Origin of the sequence: Megamonas sp. Calf98-2, from assembly GCF_900110235.1 — a bacterium.
Classification (GTDB): Bacteria; Bacillota; Negativicutes; order Selenomonadales; family Selenomonadaceae; genus Megamonas; species Megamonas funiformis.
Genome location: NZ_FOCY01000008.1, coordinates 47,074 through 69,389 on the forward strand (window position 1 = coordinate 47,074; position 22,316 = coordinate 69,389).

Below are 22,316 nucleotides of genomic sequence, written 5' to 3' on the forward strand. Positions count from 1 at the left end.
TACAAAAAGGCAACAAATTCAATAATATCAATCTATAAAGCCTTATATAATAAGCTTTATAAGCAGAGTAGATATTTGTGCGTTAAGTGTCAAATAGACGGGGAGTTGCTATTTGAACGAAAAGTTTTTCTTGCGGTACAAATATCGCATCCCGCTGCTACATGAAGGAATATTCCTCCTATGTGGCAACGCAATATCAAGGAGGTTTAATCTCATGTACAACAACTCATCATTATCATCTATCGTTTATGGTGGTATTTTCATGGCTTTAACAATTTTATTTACTTATGTTTTTGCCATTCAAACCACTTTCATTCGCGTAGATTTTGCTTTTATTCCGATTTGTTTATATGCCATGCGTTTTGGCACAACAAAAACTATTATTATGTCAGCTCTTGCAGATATTATCGGTAGCAATCTTTTTATGCCAGGTTTATATTTTCCTGGATTTACTATAAGTGCTATTGCCTCTAGTTTTATTTATGGCAAATTTCTTTATAAAAAAACTATCACTTTAAAAAAATTATTGCTTATGAATTTAACTATTTTCTTATTTGTTGATTGTATTCTCAACAATATCTGGCTTACTTTAATGTATAAAGATGCTGCTACTTCTTTTTATATCATGCGTATCGTAAAATCAGTTCTTCTATTACCGATAAAAGCTGCCATTTTATATAATATTTATAAGCCTTTACGCTACTTTATCCTCAAATATAATAATTAAAATTTAATATATTTTATATTGGAGATTTTATCATGGGTGATTTATTTTTATTATTTCTAATCGTTATAGTTTTTCTTTATACATTCTGGGACGATGTATTCACTGACACTAATCAATTTTAATGCAAAAATACTCTAGAGCTTATATTGCTCTAGAGTATTTTTTTATAAATAAAATTGATTGTCTTTACGTTCACTACACAATGGAGTCAAATGAACACGTAAATTTTCCAATACTCTATTATCCACAAAACGACAATTTATCGGACAAACTTTTACACAACGTAAGCAAGAAATACATTTTTCACTATTACATTTATAGGTTTTACTATCAATAGCACCTGTAGGACATTCACTTGCACATTTACCACAAGCTACACAATTTTCTTTTACAAAATCTGGCGCCATTGGTGCTAGTTTTACCTCTTTATAAGGTCTATTTCCTGGTATTTCATCTACTAATAAAACATCTTCTTGAAGTTTATTTTTTACCTTTTGCATAAAACTTATCAATTCAGATTTATCTTTTCTATCTGGTCTACCCTTGCCAAAGTCATGAATTATTGAATGCTCTGTTACAACTGCTGAACCTGCTAAAATTCTAAAGCCTTGTTCTTTAGCCATATCAAATAATTCTATTAAAGTATCTTCTTGTGCTCTATTTCCATAGGTTACAACTACTATCGCTAATGCATTATTACCTTTAATTTTGCTAAAACGTTCTTTAAAAGTAATAGGCACTCTACCTGCATATGAAGGAACACCTAAAAATACTAAATCATTTTCAGCTAAAGATACATCATCTAAATTTGTATTTCTTGATGTTAAATTTATGTTTTTATAATTAGGACTTATTTGCTCACTCAAAAACTGTAATACGAATTTTGTTGTATCTGTTGGACTAAAAAACAGATTATAAACTTTATCAATATCCATAATAATCTCTCCATTTATAAATATAAAGATTATATACAAATACAAAAAGAACCCATTAGCTTAACTAATGGGTTCTTTCTTTGTAATTTATCGATTAAAATTAACCGATAACAACCATAGTCTGACCAGGTTTTACGCTATCGCCAGCGTTAACTGCGAAAGATTTAACTGTACCAGCAGCTGGAGCTGTGATTTCGTTCTGCATTTTCATAGCTTCAAGAATTAAAAGAACATCGCCAGCATTAACAGCTTGACCTACGGAAGCTACTAATTTTACAATTTTACCAGGCATTGGAGCAGTAACAGTGTTGTCACCAGCAGCAGGTGCAGCAGCAGCGGCAGCTGGAGCAGCTTTTGGTGCAGGTGCAGCAGCTGGAGCAGCTTTTGGTGCAGCAGCAACTGGAGCAGCAGCTTTTACTTCTTCAATTTCAACTTCATAAGCGTTACCATTTACAGTGATGTTAAATTTTTTCACGACGTATTCCTCCAAGAATTATCTTTTTTATTTGATTGATGATTTATTAAACAGCATCGCGTCTGCCAGCCATAACCCATGCATCGCTACGTTTAATACGAACAGCCATAACTTTATGACCAACCATCATTTCTACAGCAGCAGTAATAGCAGCTACTATTTCTTCACTGATAGGAGCATTATTATTTGCCATCTTAAAACTCTCTCCTCTTATTATAATGGAACATTACCATGTTTTTTCGCAGGACGTGCTTCACGTTTGCTTGCAAGCATGTTCAATGCAGTGATAATACGAGGGCGGGATTCTTTAGGTTCAATTACCATATCAATGTAACCACGTTCAGCAGCTTTGTATGGTGTAGCGAATTCAGCTACATATTCAGCTGTTTTTGCTGCAACATCAGGGTCTTTTCTGAAGATGATGTTTGCTGCACCAGCAGGACCCATAACAGCAATTTCTGCTGTAGGCCAAGCCATAACTTGGTCAGCACCGAGTTCACGAGAGCACATAGCAAGGTAAGAACCACCATATGCTTTACGAGTGATAAGTGTAATTTTTGGTACTGTTGCTTCGCAATAAGCATAAAGCATTTTTGCACCATGACGAATGATACCGCCATATTCCTGATCTGTACCTGGTAAGAAGCCAGGAACGTCAACGAGGTTAACGATAGGAATATTAAATGCGTCACAGAAACGAATGAAACGTGCTGATTTATCAGAAGCATTAATATCAAGGCAACCTGCCATTACAGCTGGTTGGTTTGCAATGATACCAACGGAACGTCCATCAAAATGAGCAAAACATGTAATGATATTTGTAGCATAATGCTGATGAACTTCATAGAATTCACCATCATCTACTAAGGAACGAATAACATCTTTCATGTCATAAGGCATGTTAGCGTTATCTGGAATTACAGTGTTTAATTCTTCATCCATACGGGATGGATCATCATTTGTAGGTCTTTCTGGAGCATCATCCATGTTGTTGCTTGGTAAGAAGCTTAATAAGTAACGAATTTGTTCGATACAATCATCTTCATTTTCAGCAGCAAAATGAGCAACACCAGAAGTAGTGTTATGAGTCATAGCACCACCGAGCTGTTCAGCTGTTACTTCTTCAGCAGTAACAGATTTGATAACAGCAGGACCAGTGATAAACATCTGGCTAGTATTTTTTACCATGTAGATAAAGTCAGTAAGAGCTGGAGAATATACTGCACCACCTGCGCATGGTCCCATGATTACAGAAATCTGTGGAACAACACCGGAAGCGTCTGTATTTCTCTGGAAAATTCCGCCGTAACCAGAAAGAGCGTCAACAGCTTCTTGAATACGAGCCCCACCAGAGTCATTGATACCAACGCATGGAGCACCCATTTTCAAGGACATTTCTTGTACTTTCCAGATTTTTTTAGCATGCATTTCACCAAGAGAACCACCTTCAACAGTGAAGTCTTGAGCGTAAGCATATACTAAACGTCCATCAACTGTACCATAACCTGTAATTACACCTTCAGCAGGTAAATCTTTCTTTTCCTGACCAAAGTTAGTGCAACGATGTTTTACAAACTGATCTAATTCTACAAATGTACCTTCATCAAAAAGTTTTTCAATACGTTCACGAGCAGTCATTTTGCCTTTAGCATGTTGTTTTGCAACACGTTTAGGACCGCCTGCTTGTAAAATATGTTCCTTTTTGGCATTCATGAGGTCAATTCGTTCTTGAACTGTAGCCAAAGTTATACCTCCTTAATAAAATCTATATCTATTAAAAAATTTAATATAGATTATTTTGTTTCATCTAAACGCTGAGCAAGTTCAACTAAGATACCGCTAGCTTTTGGATGAACGAATGCAATGCTGGAATTGCCAGCGCCGTAACGAGGTTGTTCATCAATCATACGAACGCCTTTTTCTTTCATTTCAGCGATAGCTTCTTCAATGTTATCAACATTTAATGCAACGTGCTGAATACCAGAACGGCCACCATTTTTTGCAAGATATTTTGCAATTGGGCCATCTTCAGTTGTGGATTCTAAAAGTTCGAGTTCAACTTCACCGCATGGAACGAAGCTTACTTTTACTTTCTGATCTTCGATAACTTCATCTTCTTTAGTGATTTTAATACCTAAAACTTCTTCATAGAATTTTTTTGCTTCTTGAAGATTTGGTACAGCAATACCGATATGGTCAACTCTGTTGATTTTCATTGATAAAACCCTCCTGATATAAATATTATATCTAAATTATTTTTTTAACATATTATCCATAATAGTATTAACTACTGTATATGGGTCATTCTGACGAGTTTCAATATCTTTTACATAAGCATCTAATTCGCCAGTTTCTACAATATGTTTTGTTATATAAGAACCAATAGATGCACTCAAGCGGTCCAACAACTCATTTTTAGCACGTTTATGACGTCTAATAGCTAATGTTCCACTTTCTACTAAATAATTTTGATGTTCAGTAATTGTATCTATTAATTCATTAATACCTTCGCCTCTACTAGCCATGACTTTTTTAACTGGAGGACGCCAATCTGGTGTTTCTCCATCAAGGTCTAGCATCATATTAAGCTCTGTATATAATTTATCTGCACCATCAAGATCTGCTTTATTGATAGTGAAGATATCACCAATTTCCAATATTCCTGCTTTTATAGCTTGGATATCATCACCAAGGCCTGGTACCATTACAACCATAGTAGTATCAGCCGCTTTAACGATATCAACCTCAGATTGTCCTACCCCTACAGTTTCTACAATAATTACATCTTTGCCAAAAGCATCCATAGCTTTTATTGCATCAGCTGTTTTATGAGATAAGCCGCCTAAGCTACCTCTTGTCCCCATACTACGGATAAAGACACCTTCATCGAGGGTTAAGCTGTTCATTCTTATACGGTCACCTAAGATAGCTCCGCCTGTGAATGGACTAGTTGGGTCAATAGCTATAATACCAACTGTTTTTCCCTGATTACGATAAGCTCTTGCGAGTCTATCGGTAAGAGTGGATTTACCTGCACCTGGTGGGCCAGTAATACCAAGGACAAAGGCATGCCCAGTATGTGGATACAGTTTTTTCATGATTTCTACTGCAACATCTGTTTCATTTTCAATTGCTGTGATTGCACGAGTTAATGCTAAACGATTTCCATTTAACAATTCTTGAGCTATATCCATATAAGCACCACCTTTGATGTCAGCTCCTGTCCCTTATGCACAGAAGCCACAAATACATTTATATTAAAAATCATCTTGTCTCCTTATAGAGACTAAGAAAGACAAGATGATTTTCTTTATATTATTTAATTAATAACGTTAACTGTTAAAAATTAAGCTTCTTTTACATGAGCTTTGATGAATTCAATAACGTCAGTTGTTGGTGTACCAGGAGTAAATACTTCTGCAACACCTGCTTCTTTAAGAGCTGGGATATCGCCTTCTGGAATAACACCACCGCCGATGATTAATACATCGTTCATGCCTTTTTCTCTAACAAGTTTTACAACTTTAGGGAAAAGATGTGGATGAGCACCAGAAAGGATACTCATAGCAACTACATTAACGTCTTCCTGTAAAGCTGCTTCTGCAATCTGTTCAGGAGTCTGACGAAGACCTGTATAAATTACTTCAAAGCCTGCATCGCGAAGAGCACGTGCTACAACTTTTGCTCCGCGGTCATGACCATCTAAACCTGGTTTTGCTACTAATACTCTAATCATTATATTTACCTCCAAATATCTTCACTTATTAAAGATTTACATGTGCTTCATATTCGCCGAATACTTTACGCATTACGCCACAGATTTCTCCGAGAGTTGCATAAGTTTTAACGGCAGCGAGGATATGAGGCATAAGATTTTCGTTTTCATCTTTACAAGCAGCTTCTAAGTCAGCAAGAGCAGCTTCTACAGCAGCGTTGTCACGTTTAGCTTTCATAGCTTCAACTTTAGCTTTCTGTTTTTCACCAACGGAAGCGTCAACTTTGAGAAGACCTTCAACTGGTTTTTCTTCGATCTGGAATTTGTTTACGCCGACAATTGTTCTAGCACCAGATTCAACATCCATTTGCCATTTGTAAGCACTATCCTGAATTTCTTTCTGGATATAGCCTTTTTCAATTGCAGATACTGCGCCGCCAATTTCGTCGATTTTTTTGATGTAATCCCAAGCTTCTTTTTCGATTCTGTTAGTCATAGCTTCAACATAGTAGGAACCAGCAAGTGGATCTACAACATCAGCTAAACCACTTTCATATGCAACAATCTGTTGAGTACGTAAAGCGATCATTACGGATTCTTCTGTAGGAAGAGCAAGTGCTTCATCACGGGAGTTTGTATGAAGGGACTGAGTACCACCCATAACAGCAGCTGCAGTCTGTAAAGCAACACGGATAATGTTGTTGTTAGGCTGTTGAGCTGTAAGCATGGAACCAGCTGTTTGTGTATGAACACGAAGCATCATGGATTTAGCTTTTTTAGCGCCAAATCTTTCTTTCATAACTTTAGCCCAGATACGACGGGAAGCACGGAATTTTGCAACTTCTTCAAGTACGTTGTTATGAGCATTCCAGAAGAAGGAGAGACGACCTGCGAAAGCATCAACGTCAAGACCAGCTTTGATAGCTGCTTCAACGTAAGCGATACCATCAGCAATAGTAAATGCGATTTCCTGAGAAGCAGTAGAACCAGCTTCACGAATATGGTAACCGGAAATGGAGATTGTGTTCCATTTTGGTACATATTTAGAGCAATATTCAAAGATGTTAGTGATAAGACGCATAGATGGACGTGGTGGGAAGATATATGTTCCACGAGCAGCATATTCTTTAAGAATATCGTTCTGGATTGTACCTTTTAATTGATCAGCAGGTACCCCCTGTTTTTCAGCAACTGCAATGTACATAGCTAAAAGTACGGATGCAGGAGCGTTGATAGTCATAGAAGTGGAAACTTTACCAAGATCGATCTGATCGAAGAGAATTTCCATATCTGCTAAGGAGTCGATAGCAACACCAACTTTACCAACTTCACCTTCGGAGATATCATCAGTAGAGTCATAACCAATCTGAGTTGGAAGGTCAAATGCACAAGAAAGACCTGTAGCACCGGATTCAATTAAATAACGATAACGTTTGTTGGATTCTTCAGCAGTGGAGAAACCTGCATACATACGCATTGTCCAGAAACGACCACGATACATAGTAGGCTGAACACCACGAGTATAAGGATACATACCAGGGAAACCAATTTCTTCTGTGTAGTCAGTACCTTCAATGTCAAGTGGAGTATATAAACGTTGTTCTGGAAGATGTCCACGTTCTGGGAATCTTGCAACTGTCTTTTCTACACTAGCGTTATATTCAGCTAAGCCAGCTTGGATTTTTTCTTTTTCATTGCTCATAATTTTAAATTCCTCCCTAAAAAGGTTATTATTTCATTGAACCTGTTTCCATGAATTTTTCATGCCAGGACAAAGCTTCTTTAATAATATGTGGAGTTTGTGCATGTTTTGTTGCAGCTTCTGCTCTTTCCAAATAATCCATTAACATAGGTTTATAATCTGGATGAGCACATTTGTTAATAACTTCACGAGCTCTTTCGCGTGGAGCAAGACCTCTTAAGTCAGCTAAACCTTGTTCTGTAACGATGATATCTACATCATGTTCTGTATGGTCAACATGAGAGCACATAGGAACGATAGAAGAGATAAGACCGTTTTTAGCAGTAGATGCTGTAAAGAAGCAAGTAAGGTAAGCGTTTCTAGCGAAGTCACCAGAACCACCAATACCATTCATCATTTTTGTACCCATGATATGGGTGGAGTTTATATTACCATAAATATCGCATTCAATAGCAGTATTCATAGCAATAACACCAATTCTTCTTACAACTTCTGGGCTATTGGAAATTTCCTGTGGACGAAGTAAAAGATGTTTTCTATATTCTTTGATATTTTCATAGAAACGTTTTAATCCGTCTGGAGATGGAGATAATGCTGTACCAGATGCAAAGTTTAATTTACCAGCATCAATTAAGTCAAACATACCATCTTGGATAACTTCTGTATATACAGATAAGTCTTTTAAATCAGAATCAACGAAACCGCTGATTACTGCATTTGCTACATTACCTACACCAGATTGTAATGGTAAGAGATTTTTAGGCATATGACCTTTTTTAACTTCATCTTGAAGAAGTTCAATGATATATTCAGACATTTTGTGATCAGCTTCACTAATTTCGCCAAATGGACGAGTTTTATCTGTAATATCACAAGGAACAATGCATTTAATTTTATCTGGAGTGCAAGGTATGTAAGGTGTACCAATACGGTCGTTAGCCTTAACAATAGGAATTGGAAGACGATGTGGTGGATCAAGAGGCACATAAACGTCATGCATACCTTCGAGTTCTAATGGTTGGCTAGTATTAACTTCTACTATAACCATATCTGCTTGTTGAACGAAAGAAGCTGTATTACCCATAGATGTTGTTGGGATAATATTACCTTCTTCTGTAATAGCACAAGCTTCTACGATAGCAACATCTAGTTTACCATAGAAACCATAACGTAATAACTGAGCGGATTCACTAAGATGTAAATCGCTATAAGAGATTTCACCAGAGTTTATTAAATTTCTTAATAATTTGTTAGTTTGATATGGCATACGTTTATCGATACCATTAACTTCACAAAGTGCACCATCAAGTTCTGGTCCTACAGAAGCACCTGTATATAAATTAATTTTAAATGGGTGTTCTTTCATGCGTTCAGCAAGAGCCAAAGGTACAGCTTTAGGATAACCAGATGGTGTAAATCCACTAGTTCCCACATTCATGCCTGGTTTAATTAACTCAGCAGCTTCTTGTGCACTGACAATTTTCGCATGCAAAGCTTTATTACGCACACGATCTAAAATGTCAATCATTAAAAATTCTCCTCCTTACCAAAATATATTGTTGCATTATTATGTCGTGTTCCATTATATCATTGTCTAATACGATAATCAAAGATTATTGTATCATTTATGAAATAAATTTTTTTATTTATAATTTTTCAATAAAAAATAAATAAAAATTATAAAAAATCAACACTCCATCTTTTAATAAATAATAACGCATATCACTAACAAAAGCATACCACTACTAGGGAAAAGCGTCAAGTTTTACTATAGGAAAAGAAAGCTATTTTCCTGTAATATAATACGACAATCTACTAAGTCCCACAGATAAATCTTCATTAACAATTTTCACATCTTCAGGGACTCTCATTTTTACAGGAGCAAAGTTCCATATTCCTTTTATATTTGCTTTAACTAATTTATCAGCGACCTGTTGTGCAAATTGAGCAGGTACTGCAATAACCCCAATATCTATCTTCAGATTTTTAGCACAACTTTGCAATTCATCAATGCTTTTTACTTTTACATGATTTACTGTCTTTCCAATAATATTGGGGTCATTATCAAATAATGCTACTAGATTAAAACCTAAAGCAATAAAATTTTGATAATTAGCCAAAGCCACACCTAAATGACCAATCCCTACGATTGCAATATTCCAATGATTATCAAGCCCTAAAATCTTGCCTACATTAAATTTAAGTTCATTGACATAATAGCCAACTCCCTTTTTACCAAACTGACCAAATAAAGCTAAATCTTTTCTAATTTGCTCCGGTGTTAATTCTAATCGACGGCCTAATTCATCTGATGAGATGATATCCATGCCATCATCTTGAGCCAATCTCAAAGTTCTATAATATAGTGGTAATCTATCAATAGTTGCTTTAGAAATAGTTTGTTCTTTCACTGCATTCACTCCTTTAAGGCTTGAGTTTAAATAATATTATTAATTTAATTTTTATATCCAGAAACTACAATTCCTGAAAATAGCCATACAAGCATAGATAATTCTGTATTAAACATTACATAATCTGTAAAACCATTTAATGCCAATGCAGATAAACCTAAACCTATGCCTAAAAACATAGCTTTAACCAATATATCTAATTTCATAACGTGTGCTTTAAAGGCTTTGTAAATTACACCAAAGAAACAAACCATATAACTTGCAAAACCAAATAAACCAATTTCAGCCATAAAATTCAAATACATATTATGTGCATGTACAATTTTTATAAAATTCCCCTGCATATAATAATCATAATTAGGATAAACCATAAAATATGAACCCCAACCTATACCCAATAATGGGTGGTCTAAAATCATCGCTATAGTACTTTCCCAAAAAGCAAGACGCATTTCTGAAGATGTATCCATTTTCGTAAAAATAGATGTCATTCTATCCACTAAAGTTGCATCTGAAAGCAATAAGATGACAGCTAATCCTATCAATGCTAATAATACTTTTCGATTATATAAAATACTATAGACAAAGATTACTAAGGCAATACTTAGACAAGCCCCTCTAGCATATGTCAAGGTCAAACAAAAGGCTGTTAAACAGAATAAAATTGCGATTACAATGCGAACGATTTTATGTTTTATCAATAAAAACATTCCAGCCATCAAGCCTAACATCAAATCAAAGTAGCCACCTAATAAATTAGGATTTTGCCATGTGGAAAATACTCTCGTTTTTAATCCAGGAAACATTGCTCCATCAGTCCATACTATTTGCTCAGAAGTTAGTCCTATACCTAAAAATGCTTGCATAAAACCATATATTACAACAATAAATAAAGATAAGCTTATACAGCTTAAAAATACTTTTAATTGTCCTATATTTTTTAAATCTATACTTTGCACAACTAAGTAATATGTAAGTACATATCGACCAACTAAATTATAGCAATTGTAAAAACTAAATGCTGAATCTGGTGATACTAAAACGGATAAAAAAGATATAATCACAAAAATCATAATGGGAAAATCAAGTATTGTACGTTTCCATTCAAAAAATCCCTTAAATGATTTATAGGCAAAAACACCCCAGCCAGCTACTAACAATAGACTTGATATAACATAGGAAAAAGGTAACATTGTTGCCATAGCTATAACAATGTAAAACATCAATCGTTTACAATCATTATTCAATCTATTTTTTTTAAATATATCCACCTATACACCTACTACTCTAAAAGCTAAAAATACCTTTACTAAAATCATGCTTCATTGACTAAAATATTTCTCAGTTCACCTGTCAAATATAAAGAACCTGTTATACATAAAACTTTATCTTTACCTGCCCACTGACGAGCTAAAGTTAAAGCTTCTTGCATATTATTAAAAGTCTCTACACGATGATTTGATATCTTACTTGCAATATATTCAGGAGAAGCTTTTCTTTCTGAATTTGGAGTAGTTATAACGATTTCATCATCATCACGCAATAAATCAATAAGCATAGTATCTATGTCTTTATCTTTTAATATACCTAAAAGAATAACTCTTTTTTCATTTGGATAATATTTATCTAAATTTTGACGAAGTATCATCATACCTGCTGGATTATGAGCGCCATCTACTATGCAAATCTGTCCATCAAAATTAAATACTTCAAAACGTGCTGGCCATTTTGCTAATGCTAAACCATCAATGATATTTTCTCTAGTAATACGTTCATCATTATTACCTAAGATACTAGCGGTCATAATAGCTAAAGAACTATTTTCTATTTGATGGTCACCTAATAATTTCAATTTATAATTGAAATTAACTCCTAATAATTCAGAACTAAATTTTAATTCTTGATACTGCCCATCAAAATTCACAAACATAGCTGAAAAATCATTATTTGCTATGAAAATATCAGCATTTTTTTCTTCAGCTGTTTGATTGATTATATCTAATGATATATCTTTTGCTGCTGTAACCACAGGTACACCATCTTTTATAATACCTGCTTTATGCTCTGCTATACCTTCTAAAGTTCCCCCACATAGATGAGCATGTTCAAATGCCACATTTGTGATGACGCTAACTTCTGGTTTTACCACATTAGTAGAATCTAATAATCCACCTAATCCTACTTCGATGACAGCATATTCTACTTTATTAATCGCAAAATACAAAAATGCCGCTGCTGTAATAACTTCAAACTGTGTAGGTGACTCTTCGCCATCTTCAACCATTTTATCCACAAAAGTTTTAACAGCACTAATACAATCAGCAAAATCTTCTTCGCTTATAGGATTTCCGTCTATTTGAATACGTTCTGTATATGATACTAAATGAGGTGAAATATACAAACCTGTTTTAATATTAGATGTTGTTAAAATACTAGATAACATAGAACTTGTTGAACCTTTTCCGTTAGTTCCTGTTATGTGTATAGTTTTATATCTTGTTTGTGGATTGTCTAAATAAGTTACCAATTGTTTAATGCGACCTAGACCAAGCTTAGTACCAAAGGTACTAAGCTCATCTAGATATTCTAGCGATTCTAGATAATTCATTTTATTACGCCTTTCATAAAAAAATCTAAAATTAAAGAGTTGCTAAATATGCCAAACGTTGTTTTACTGCTTCACGTTTTTCTTCATAACCTTTTAATTTTTCTTTTTCTTTCTCTACAATATCAGCAGGTGCTTTGGCAATAAAGCCTGCGTTAGAAAGTTTTTTATCAAGACGTGATACTTCTTTATCTAATGTAGCTAATTCTTTATTTAAACGAGCAGTTTCTTTTTCTACATCAATTAAACCTGCTAAAGGTAAATAAATTTCTACACCATTTACTACTGCTGTCATTGCATTTTCTGGTTTTGCATCATCTTTTGCTAAAATAGTTACATTTTTAGCAGAAGCTAATGTTTCTAAATATCCACTATTTTTAGCAAATACATCAGTTAAGCTTTCATCACTTAAATGAAGAATTACTTCTGTTTTTTTGCTTGGTGCTGCATTTACTTCAGCTCTCATATTACGGATAGCTTTGATTGTTTCCATGATAGTAGTCATTTCTACTTCGCTTGCATCATCAAGTTTTGCTTCTTCACCTGTTGGCCAATCAGCTACCATGATACTCTTACCTTCATGTGGAATGTGTTGCCAAATTTCTTCTGTAATAAATGGCATAAATGGATGTAATAAGCGAAGTGTATGTTCAAGTACATAACCTAAAACATATTGAGCTACTTTACGTGGACGAACATTTTCTTTATCGTAAAGACGAGCTTTGCTAAGTTCAATATACCAATCACAGAATTCATTCCAAATGAAGTCATATAAAGAACGACCAGCTTCACCTAATTCAAATTTTTCTAGGTTTTCAGTAATGCTGATAGAAGTTTTAGCATAACGGCTTAAAATCCATTTATCTGCTAAAGTATAGTCGCTAGCTTCTGGAACAAAAGTTTTGTCAAAACCTTCAAGATTCATAAGCATGAAACGAGAAGCATTCCATAATTTATTAGCGAAGTTACGAGCAGATTCTACACGTTCCCAATAAAAACGCATATCATTACCAGGTGTATTACCTGTGATGAGCATAAAGCGAAGTGTATCTGCACCATATTTTTCAATTACTTCAACAGGGTCAATACCATTACCTAAAGATTTACTCATTTTACGACCTTGACTATCACGTACAAGACCATGAATAAATACATGTTTAAATGGAATATCTTTACCAAATTCTAAGCCCATCATTACCATACGAGCTACCCAGAAGAAAATAATGTCATATCCTGTAACAAGTACACTTGTTGGATAGAATTGTTTTAATTCTGCTGTTTGTTCTGGCCAACCCATAGTTTCAAATGGCCAAAGACCAGAGCTAAACCATGTATCAAGTACATCTTCATCTTGATGAACATGTTTGCTACCACAATGAGGACAAACTGTTACATCTTCATTTTCTACGATAGTTGCACCGCAATCATCACAATACCATGCTGGAATACGATGACCCCACCAAAGCTGACGAGAGATACACCAATCACGTATATTATCTAACCAATTGCAATAGATTTTAGAAAATCTTTCTGGAACAAATTTAATTTTGCCAGATTTTACAGCTTCAGCTGCAGGTTTTGCCAAAGATTCCATTTTTACAAACCACTGTTTAGATACAAGTGGTTCTACAGTTGTTGAGCAACGAGAACAATGACCTACTGCATGTTCATGTTCTTCAATGCTGATTAAATAACCTTGTTGTTTTAAATCTTCGATTAATTGTTTACGGCATTCATAACGGTCAAGACCAGCATATTTACCAGTATTTTCTGCCATTGTACCATCATTATTAATTACTACAATCTGTTCTAAATTATGGCGAGCACCCATATCAAAGTCATTAGGGTCATGAGCTGGTGTTACTTTTACTGCACCAGTACCAAATTGTGGGTCTACATAACTATCAGCAAAAAGTGGTATACGACGACCAACGATTGGTAAAATTAAAGTTTTACCTACTAAATCGCTATAGCGTTCATCATCAGGGTGAACAGCTACGCCAGTATCACCAAACATAGTTTCAGGACGAGTTGTAGCGATTTCTACAAATCTATCTTCGCCTTCAACTTGATATTTTAAATGATATAAATGACCTTGTTCATTTTGATGTTCTACTTCAATATCGCTAAGTGCTGTATTGCAGTGTGGGCACCAGTTAGTTATGCGTTTACCTTGATAAATTAAACCTTTTTTATATAATTGTACAAATACTTCACGAACGGCATGAGAGCAACCTTCATCCATAGTGAAACGTTCTCTATCCCAATCACAAGAAGAACCAAGTGTACGAATTTGATATTTTATGCGATTGCCATATTTTTCTTTCCATGCCCAAGCATGTTCTAAGAATTTTTCTCTACCAATATCATAACGAGATACACCTTGTTCACGAAGTTGTGCATCTACTTTTGCTTGAGTTGCTATACCTGCATGGTCAGTACCAGGCATCCATAAAGTATTGTATCCTTGCATTCTTCTAAAACGAATTAAAATATCTTGCAAAGTATTATCCATAGCATGTCCCATATGAAGCTGACCTGTTACATTTGGTGGTGGCATTACAATGCTAAATGGTTTTTTAGTTTCATCTACTTCTGCATGGAATAATTTATTTTCTTCCCAATATTGATACCATTTTTTTTCAAAAGATTGCGGGTCATAAACCTTTGGAATATTTGTTTCTTCCATCAAAAAATACCTCCTATTTTTCACACAAAAACTAAAGTTATTCAATTAAATCAGGCAAAAATCACACAAAAAAATCTCTTTCATTCCTCATAAAAGGACGAAAGAGATATCTTCGCGGTACCACCTAATTTTTCTTATCTAAATTTATAAATCAACTACATAAAATTCAGATAAAACTTCATTACATAACGCTGTATCTGCGCTCATACTTAATATTATTTCGGTATGAGGACTCCAAAGCTACTTTCTAGATACTGGGTTGGAAAATTTTTCAGCTATAAATTTTCTCTCTGCACAACTCAATTATATCTATACTCTCTTTTTCATTGTCTTTTACAAAACATTAAATTGTATAAGATATATTAGCATAATTTCAGAGCGAAGACAACTCTTAACTTCTTAATATATTTGTGTTATAAATATTATTATTGATGCTCACCAAAACGATTATTTACAAGTTCACTCAAAGCTTTAATAGCTTCTTGTTCATCATCACCTTCAGCAGTTATAAGCACTTGTGTACCACAAGATAATCCTAAATTGATTATAGGAATGATATTTTTCCCATCAGCAGTGATACCTTTTGCTGTATATGTGATTTTAGACGTATATCTACGTCCCATTTGAGCAAGCATTGCTGCTGGTCGTGCATGAACTCCTGATTTATTAATAATCGTAACTAAAGCCTCCATTAGTTTTCCTCTTTTCTTTTGAATTATTTTTTCATTATTCTAAGTATTAATATAAATTAATCAATTAATTAGTTATATTTATTATATAAATATTTTCTAACTTATGCAATATATTTTCTTTATAGTCTAAGCGAGGTGCTTTTATTATGAAATATGATTTAACAACAGGGTCTGTTTCGATGACTATGTTAAAATTTTCACTGCCTATGATTTTAGGCAATCTTATGCAACAGTTATATAATATCTCCGATACTTTAATTGTTGGTCATTTTATTGGCACAGATGCCTTAGCTGCTGTTGGTGCAAGCTATGCCTTAATCATTTTTTTGACCTCAGTATTATTAGGTCTTTGTATGGGTAGCGGAGCTTTATTTTCGATATTTTATGGTGAAAAAGATTATTTTAAATTAAAATCTAGTATTTTTATTTCTTTCATCTTAATATTAATACTTACAATAATAATAAATATTTTTATTTTTATCTACATTGATGAAATCATTTATTTTATGCAAGTCCCTAGCGAAATTTTCGATTTGACTTATACATATCTTTATATTATTTTCATTGGATTTAGTTTTTCTTTTGTTTATAATTATTTCACTTGTCTACTTCGTGCTATTGGCAATTCAAAAACACCACTTATCTTTTTAGCAAGTTCTGCCCTTTTTAATATTATTCTTTCCATTATTTTAGTCGTTAATTTTCAAATGGGTGTGGCAGGCTCTGCTCTTGGAACAGTAATAGCTCAAGGTTTTTGTGCCTTAGGTCTAACAATCTACACTATAAAAAAATGCCCTGAATTAATTCCGCAAAAAGAACATTGCAAATTTGATTTAGCCATGATAAAAGATATTTCTAATTCTTCATTATTAACATCAACACAACAATCTATAATGAATTTTGGAATTTTACTCGTACAAAATCTTGTAAATAGCTTTGGTGCAACAGTAATGGCAGCCTTTACCGTTGCTGTAAAAATAGACTCACTAGCTTATATGCCTGCACAAGATTTTGGCAATGCTTTTTCTACTTTCATTGGGCAAAACTACGGTGCTAAAAAAACAGATAGAATTCAACAAGGTATTAAATCTGCTATAAAAATCTCATTCCTATTTTGTTTAATTATATCTGTTGGCGTCTTTATCTTTGCTCGCCCTCTAATGACAATTTTCATTGATAGTTCTGAAACGGAAATTATCAATATCGGTGTGGATTATCTCCGCATAGAAGGTAGCTTCTATTTTGGCATTGGCATTTTATTTTTATTATATGGATTTTATCGTGCTACTAACTTCCCTAGCATGTCTGTAATCTTAACCATTATTTCATTAGGCACACGTGTAGGACTTGCCTATTACCTTGCTAGCATACCTTCTATCGGAGTAATCGGTATTTGGTGGTCTATCCCTATCGGTTGGGCGTTAGCAGATATTTTTGGCATTGTCTATTATAAACGAAAAATTAAACAACTCCATTTTTAACTTCTACTAATTCTATGACTTCTTCTACCTTTGATTTAGCATTCATTGAAAATACTTCTATGACATGTTTTACTAAATTCACTGCTATATCTTTATCAACTGTATCAAAATAAAAGTCGATTTCATACAGATTTTTCTTTTCATTTCTTCTATAGCCCCAATCATTTAAAAAGCCCACTACATTAATTTCTAAAGCTTTTTGTACCATTTCATAAAGGAAATATATCGGCGCTTCATTTTCTTCTTTCCATAAATTTTGTTCATTATCTTCTATAGTGATTTTCATCAATAAAGTCTTTTTCGTGAATTCTCGCCATGAGATATAACCTAATTTTTCATATCGTCCTACGAAGATATTTAAGTATAATTTATAATCATCAATTGAACAATTTTCATATTTTTTGATATCTCCCTTATCGCCAACTAAACCATAATGTTTAACGATTTTATCATCTTCAAACCAACATTCCACATAAGAAAATTGTTCATCTCTTTTATATAATGTCAAAGCTAAATTTTCTACTTCTTTATCATTTTTTAAATGTTCATTATGATTTTCTTGAACTTTTTTATTACTATCTTTAGCCAAAACTAAAGATAATTTTTTCTTTTTATTATAATAAGTTAATTTTATTTGATAATCTCTATCTATCTCTATTTCCTGCAATTTATATTCAACATCATATTTATCATAAGTCAATAAATTATCTTTTATGTCGGTATACTCTTTAATTAACCAATCCATATTTATCTTTGATAACATCGCTCTATTCATGGTAAAAACAATTTTTACTGTTATATCATCTAACTTTACCATACAAGTACAATAAGGATTATTTTCTTGCCATTTATTGCCCTTTAAAAATTCTTTTACCTTCTGCAAAGACTCCTCATGACAAATTACTCCATCTACAGCTTGCATTTTCTCTTTTAAATGCTGTTTATACATTTGTCGATTTTTAAAAAATGCATCATCTTCTGGCTTTATATAATGACATAGCATTTCTTCTAAGCTACAATTTGCCTTTATTTCCTCTTGTAAAACTTTAAATTCATAATCATCCGGCACAAGAGATAAGCCCTTTTCTATGGAAACCATTGCTTTTTCTTTTTCGCCAAAATGATATTGTAATTTTGCTAAATTCAACCAACCCCATGGATAATCAGCTTCTTCTTGTACACCTTTTTGTGCATAACTATATGCTTTTTCCAAATCACTGCAATAAGTCAAAGCCACTGAATAACGATAATACCATGCACCTGAGCCTTTAGCATTTTTTTCTGAATAAGGCATCCAATTTATCACTTTGTAATAATATTCATATATATCAATATTATTGCCTGCATATGCATACCATAAAGCAATATTTAAATCTTCCTTTGCTTCTTCCAAAGTAAACAATTTTTGCTCTATACCTTTTTTAACAAAATCTTCTAAATAATAAAAAATCTTGTAAAAGTATCCATCAGTCCAAGACTCTAATATATCAATATCCTCTTTAGTCAATAATGATTTTTTCCCCATGTTTACACCTTCTTTATCGGCTACTATATTTATATTTTACCACAAAAAAAGAGTTATAACGAAATAAAAAATCGTTATAACTCTGTTTACTCTATTTTAACGAATGAAATTTGTCATTATTTTTGCTTCTGTTTCTGGTATTTGTACACCATTATTTTTACCTGCTTCAATGCATTTTAAAATCCATGCCATATTATTACCTAAAACACGCATAATTTGCATACCTTCTGCATCTTTTTTCACTTCATCTGGTGTATTGCCATGTACTACATTCCAATAATTTGCAGAAACTACTGGCATTTGATGATAAGTAAAATATTTAGCAAGTACATCTAAAGTTGCAGTTGTACCAGCACGTCTAGCGGAAGCGATAGCAGCTGCTGGTTTGTGTAATAAATCTTTACCTGCTAAGCTAGATAATCTATCCATAAAAGAAATGATTTCTCCAGATGGAGATGCCCAATATACAGGAGAACCTACTACTAAACCATCTGCAGTTTTTACTTTCTCTGCAACACTTTTAATAATTTCTGTTTCTGGTACTGCATGAATTATTTCTGCTTGAATACCTTGTTTTTCTAAAGTTTGTGCTATTTCACTAAGAGCTGTATATGTACAACCTTTTTCGCGTCTACTACCATTTAATAATAAAACTTTCATTGAAATTCAACCTTTCTTACTAGAAATAAATCCTATCTAAATTATATGCTTATAATCAAAAATAATCAATAATACCTCAAAAATGCGATTTCATTTATTAAATTAATATAACTTTATAATTTATAAAAAACAAAAAAGGCTTTACAGAAAATCTGTAAAGCCTATAATTTCAAATGGTGCGGAAGACAGGACTTGAACCTGCACGCCGAAAGACACTAGATCCTAAGTCTAGCGCGTCTGCCAATTCCGCCACTTCCGCATTTGGCACTCGCGTCGAATGCGAGATTTATTATATCACTATAAAATGTTTTTTGTCAACACTTTTTTTTAATTTTTATGATTTAAATATTTTTGCTTCTAAACCTATTTTTCTTAATAAACTATCCATATTATCCACACCTACAGTTCTGCCTGCAACTAAAGGAATTTTTGCACAAACTTTTGCATCATCTAAAGCATCATGATGTTTAAATTGTATCTGAAAAAATTCTCCCAATGTATTCAATTTATGATTTGGTAACTGTGGCCATACTTTTCTAGCAATTTGAACAGTACATGCTGTTTTAAACTGTGGTTTAGCTAAATTATATTTCCAAATACAACTGCGCAATACGCCCATATCAAAAAAAGCATTATGTGCTATAATTATTCGATTATCTAAATACATACGTAAATCATTCCATATATCTGCAAAAGTAGGTGCATTTTCTATCATTTGCGGAGTAATGCCATGTATTTTTATATTACCTTCTTCAAAAAACATTTCTGGCGGTCTTATAAGTGAATTATAACTATCCACCATTCTACCATTTTCAATAACAACTACAGCTACACTACACGCACTATCACGATTTTTATTAGCTGTCTCAAAATCTATACTTGTAAAATTCATCAAACTCATCTTTTACCTCTAAAAAAATTCTATTCAAATATAAAAGCATTATAACAAAAAATTTTTCTAAAAAAAATAGATTGATTTTAGTTCAACATATCTTTACCCTAAAATCAATCTATTTAAATTTATCATTTATTGCGTTTTTCTATCAAATATTCATCAATAGCTTTAGCAGTTTTTTACCTGCACCCATAGCCAAAATAACAGTTGCAGCTCCTGTTACAATATCGCCACCAGCAAAGACACCTTCTTTTGTAGTTTTTCCTGTTTCTTCATCAGCTATGATATTACCTCTCTTATTTGTCTGCATATCTAGAGTAGTTGATTGTATCAATGGATTTGACCCTTGACCAATAGCGATAACCACAATATCCACATCAATATCAAATTCTGAATTACTTATTTCCACAGGGCGTCTACGACCTGAAGCATCAAGTTCGCCTAATTTCATTTTTATACAACGAATGGCTTTTACATATCCTTTTTCATCTCCTAAGATAGCTACAGGGTTATTCAATAATTTAAATTCTATACCTTCTTGTTTGGCATGTTCTACTTCTTCACGTCTTGCTGGTAATTCTTTTTCACTTCCACGATAAACAATATATACTTTTTCTGCTCCCAAACGCAAAGCAGTTCGAGCAGAATCCATAGCTACATTACCGCCACCTACTACAGCCACTTTTTTCCCTACATTAATAGGCGTAGCATATTCTGGAAAACGATATGCTTTCATTAAATTGCATCTTGTCAAAAATTCATTTGAAGAATATACCCCATTTAAATTTTCACCAGGAATATTCATAAAATGAGGTAAACCTGCTCCTGTAGCAATAAATACAGCATCAAAATTAAATTCTTGCATAAGCTCATCCACTGTGAATAATTTACCTACTACAGAATTCACTTCTATTTTTTCTTCACAATTTTGCATGCAATAATCGGCTACAAATCTTTCCAAACGACCAATACCCACAGGTTTACCTTTTATTCCCATTACACAATATTTTTCATCTTGATTTTCTTGAGGACAAATGCGTTCACAAATAGCAGGCAAACTACTAGCTTCTTTGATTTTTGTATTTGCCCCTTCAAAATCGCCTTCCTTTATTTTAGCAATAAAAGCTGGTATATCGATATCTACAGGACAACCTTCTCTACAATGTGGCACTTTACAATGAAGGCAACGATTAGCTTCTGCTAAGGCTAATTCTTCTGTATATCCTAAAGCCACTTCATCAAAATTATTTCTGCGAACATTAGCATCTTATTCTGGCATTTCATGTTTTTGCATTACTAAAAAAGGTATATTATTTTTCCTCCATTTCTTCAACCTTTTTAACTAAACGACAAATATGGTCTTTTTCAATTTCCTCTTTAGGTCTATACATACGTTGTCTTTCCATCAAATTCACAAAATCTACTAAATGTCCATCAAATTCTGACCCATCTACACAAGCAAATTTTGTTTCATCACCAACTTGTACATGGCAACCGCCACACATTCCTGTACCATCTACCATAATAGGATTTAGACTAACAATCGTTTTAATATTATATGGTCTAGTTGTATCAGCTACAGTTTTCATCATAATAACAGGTCCAATAGCTACTACTTCAGCAATATCAATTCCTTTATCAATTAATTGCTGTAGTGCTGTCGTTACAAATCCTTTTATACCATAAGAGCCATCATCTGTATTGACATACTCCCCATGCCTAAAGGCAGGGGATTCTTGGATACAAACGATACTTGCCTACTAAAATAGCAGGTCTTACTATATCTCTCCAAAGAAGGTTGATG

General features: G+C 33.5%; 19 protein-coding genes, 1 tRNA gene, 2 pseudogenes, 1 riboswitch and 1 other annotated feature. Of the genes and pseudogenes, 2 read left to right on the forward strand and 20 right to left on the reverse strand.

Annotated features, from left to right (window positions below; translation table 11 throughout):
• Positions 1-61 precede the first annotated feature (61 nt).
• A riboswitch (THF riboswitch) is annotated at positions 62-159 on the forward strand.
• Between the two features lie 55 nt (positions 160-214).
• Positions 215-727, forward strand: coding sequence for a folate family ECF transporter S component (locus BMX03_RS03735; RefSeq protein ID WP_008539967.1), 513 nt, complete (start codon positions 215-217; stop codon positions 725-727).
• Positions 728-891: 164 nt separating this feature from the next.
• On the opposite strand, the gene BMX03_RS03740 is transcribed toward BMX03_RS03735, so the two are convergent.
• The 14 genes from BMX03_RS03740 to BMX03_RS03800 form a co-directional block, all read right to left on the reverse strand.
• Positions 892-1,662 (reverse strand): 4Fe-4S binding protein, encoded by a 771-nt coding sequence (locus BMX03_RS03740; protein WP_022227898.1) that lies wholly within the window; start codon positions 1,660-1,662, stop codon positions 892-894.
• 100 nt (positions 1,663-1,762) lie between these two features.
• Positions 1,763-2,137 carry a biotin/lipoyl-containing protein gene (locus BMX03_RS03745; protein ID WP_008539964.1) on the reverse strand — a complete coding sequence of 125 codons (375 nt, stop codon included), beginning with the start codon at positions 2,135-2,137 and terminating at the stop codon, positions 1,763-1,765.
• 46 nt (positions 2,138-2,183) lie between these two features.
• Entirely contained in the window at positions 2,184-2,330 is a 147-nt protein-coding gene (locus BMX03_RS11120; RefSeq protein WP_008539962.1) for a hypothetical protein, read from the reverse strand.
• A 20-nt stretch (positions 2,331-2,350) separates the two neighbouring features.
• On the reverse strand, positions 2,351-3,880 hold the full coding sequence (locus tag BMX03_RS03750) for a methylmalonyl-CoA decarboxylase subunit alpha (protein ID WP_008539956.1): 1,530 nt from the start codon (positions 3,878-3,880) through the stop codon (positions 2,351-2,353).
• 50 nt (positions 3,881-3,930) lie between these two features.
• Positions 3,931-4,353, reverse strand: coding sequence for a methylmalonyl-CoA epimerase (gene mce, locus BMX03_RS03755; protein WP_018999831.1), 423 nt, complete (start codon positions 4,351-4,353; stop codon positions 3,931-3,933).
• A gap of 36 nt (positions 4,354-4,389) precedes the next feature.
• The gene (meaB, locus tag BMX03_RS03760; RefSeq protein WP_075554727.1) at positions 4,390-5,331 is read right to left on the reverse strand and encodes a methylmalonyl Co-A mutase-associated GTPase MeaB; all 942 of its coding nucleotides are present in this window, start codon (positions 5,329-5,331) and stop codon (positions 4,390-4,392) included.
• Positions 5,332-5,483: 152 nt separating this feature from the next.
• Positions 5,484-5,873 (reverse strand): cobalamin B12-binding domain-containing protein, encoded by a 390-nt coding sequence (locus BMX03_RS03765; RefSeq protein ID WP_015562071.1) that lies wholly within the window; start codon positions 5,871-5,873, stop codon positions 5,484-5,486.
• 28 nt (positions 5,874-5,901) lie between these two features.
• Positions 5,902-7,554 carry an acyl-CoA mutase large subunit family protein gene (locus BMX03_RS03770; RefSeq protein ID WP_008539952.1) on the reverse strand — a complete coding sequence of 551 codons (1,653 nt, stop codon included), beginning with the start codon at positions 7,552-7,554 and terminating at the stop codon, positions 5,902-5,904.
• 28 nt (positions 7,555-7,582) lie between these two features.
• Positions 7,583-9,082: an acetyl-CoA hydrolase/transferase family protein gene (locus BMX03_RS03775; RefSeq protein ID WP_008539950.1), complete on the reverse strand. Its 1,500-nt coding sequence runs from the start codon at positions 9,080-9,082 to the stop codon at positions 7,583-7,585.
• 256 nt (positions 9,083-9,338) lie between these two features.
• Complete coding sequence (locus BMX03_RS03780; RefSeq protein WP_008539948.1) at positions 9,339-9,965, reverse strand: redox-sensing transcriptional repressor Rex; 627 nt, start codon at positions 9,963-9,965, stop codon at positions 9,339-9,341.
• A 44-nt stretch (positions 9,966-10,009) separates the two neighbouring features.
• Positions 10,010-11,236, reverse strand: coding sequence for an O-antigen ligase family protein (locus BMX03_RS03785; protein ID WP_091693919.1), 1,227 nt, complete (start codon positions 11,234-11,236; stop codon positions 10,010-10,012).
• Between the two features lie 44 nt (positions 11,237-11,280).
• Entirely contained in the window at positions 11,281-12,573 is a 1,293-nt protein-coding gene (locus BMX03_RS03790) for a bifunctional folylpolyglutamate synthase/dihydrofolate synthase (protein ID WP_022227902.1), read from the reverse strand.
• A gap of 31 nt (positions 12,574-12,604) precedes the next feature.
• On the reverse strand, positions 12,605-15,259 hold the full coding sequence (locus BMX03_RS03795) for a valine--tRNA ligase (protein ID WP_091693922.1): 2,655 nt from the start codon (positions 15,257-15,259) through the stop codon (positions 12,605-12,607).
• Positions 15,260-15,349: 90 nt separating this feature from the next.
• Positions 15,350-15,595 (reverse strand) — a binding site (T-box leader).
• An 89-nt stretch (positions 15,596-15,684) separates the two neighbouring features.
• Complete coding sequence (locus BMX03_RS03800) at positions 15,685-15,951, reverse strand: HPr family phosphocarrier protein (RefSeq protein WP_008539944.1); 267 nt, start codon at positions 15,949-15,951, stop codon at positions 15,685-15,687.
• Positions 15,952-16,097: 146 nt separating this feature from the next.
• On the opposite strand from BMX03_RS03800, the gene BMX03_RS03805 reads away from it, so the two are divergent.
• Positions 16,098-17,432: an MATE family efflux transporter gene (locus tag BMX03_RS03805; RefSeq protein WP_015562076.1), complete on the forward strand. Its 1,335-nt coding sequence runs from the start codon at positions 16,098-16,100 to the stop codon at positions 17,430-17,432.
• Here BMX03_RS03805 and BMX03_RS03810 read toward each other — a convergent pair.
• The 6 genes and pseudogenes from BMX03_RS03810 to BMX03_RS03835 form a co-directional block, all read right to left on the reverse strand.
• Positions 17,413-18,957, reverse strand: a complete 1,545-nt coding sequence (locus tag BMX03_RS03810) for a tetratricopeptide repeat protein (RefSeq protein WP_091693925.1) — start codon at positions 18,955-18,957, stop codon at positions 17,413-17,415. The genes BMX03_RS03805 and BMX03_RS03810 overlap by 20 nt on opposite strands.
• Positions 18,958-19,053: 96 nt before the next feature.
• Positions 19,054-19,617, reverse strand: coding sequence for a flavodoxin family protein (locus tag BMX03_RS03815; RefSeq protein ID WP_075554732.1), 564 nt, complete (start codon positions 19,615-19,617; stop codon positions 19,054-19,056).
• Positions 19,618-19,791: 174 nt separating this feature from the next.
• Positions 19,792-19,876: transfer RNA gene (locus BMX03_RS03820), tRNA-Leu, on the reverse strand.
• A gap of 75 nt (positions 19,877-19,951) precedes the next feature.
• Positions 19,952-20,518, reverse strand: coding sequence for a 3'-5' exonuclease (locus tag BMX03_RS03825; RefSeq protein WP_091693928.1), 567 nt, complete (start codon positions 20,516-20,518; stop codon positions 19,952-19,954).
• 122 nt (positions 20,519-20,640) lie between these two features.
• Positions 20,641-21,806 (reverse strand): annotated as a pseudogene (locus tag BMX03_RS03830) (FAD-dependent oxidoreductase).
• A gap of 16 nt (positions 21,807-21,822) precedes the next feature.
• Positions 21,823-22,218, reverse strand: a pseudogene (locus BMX03_RS03835) (sulfide/dihydroorotate dehydrogenase-like FAD/NAD-binding protein); the annotation flags it as partial.
• Positions 22,219-22,316: the final 98 nt, after the last annotated feature.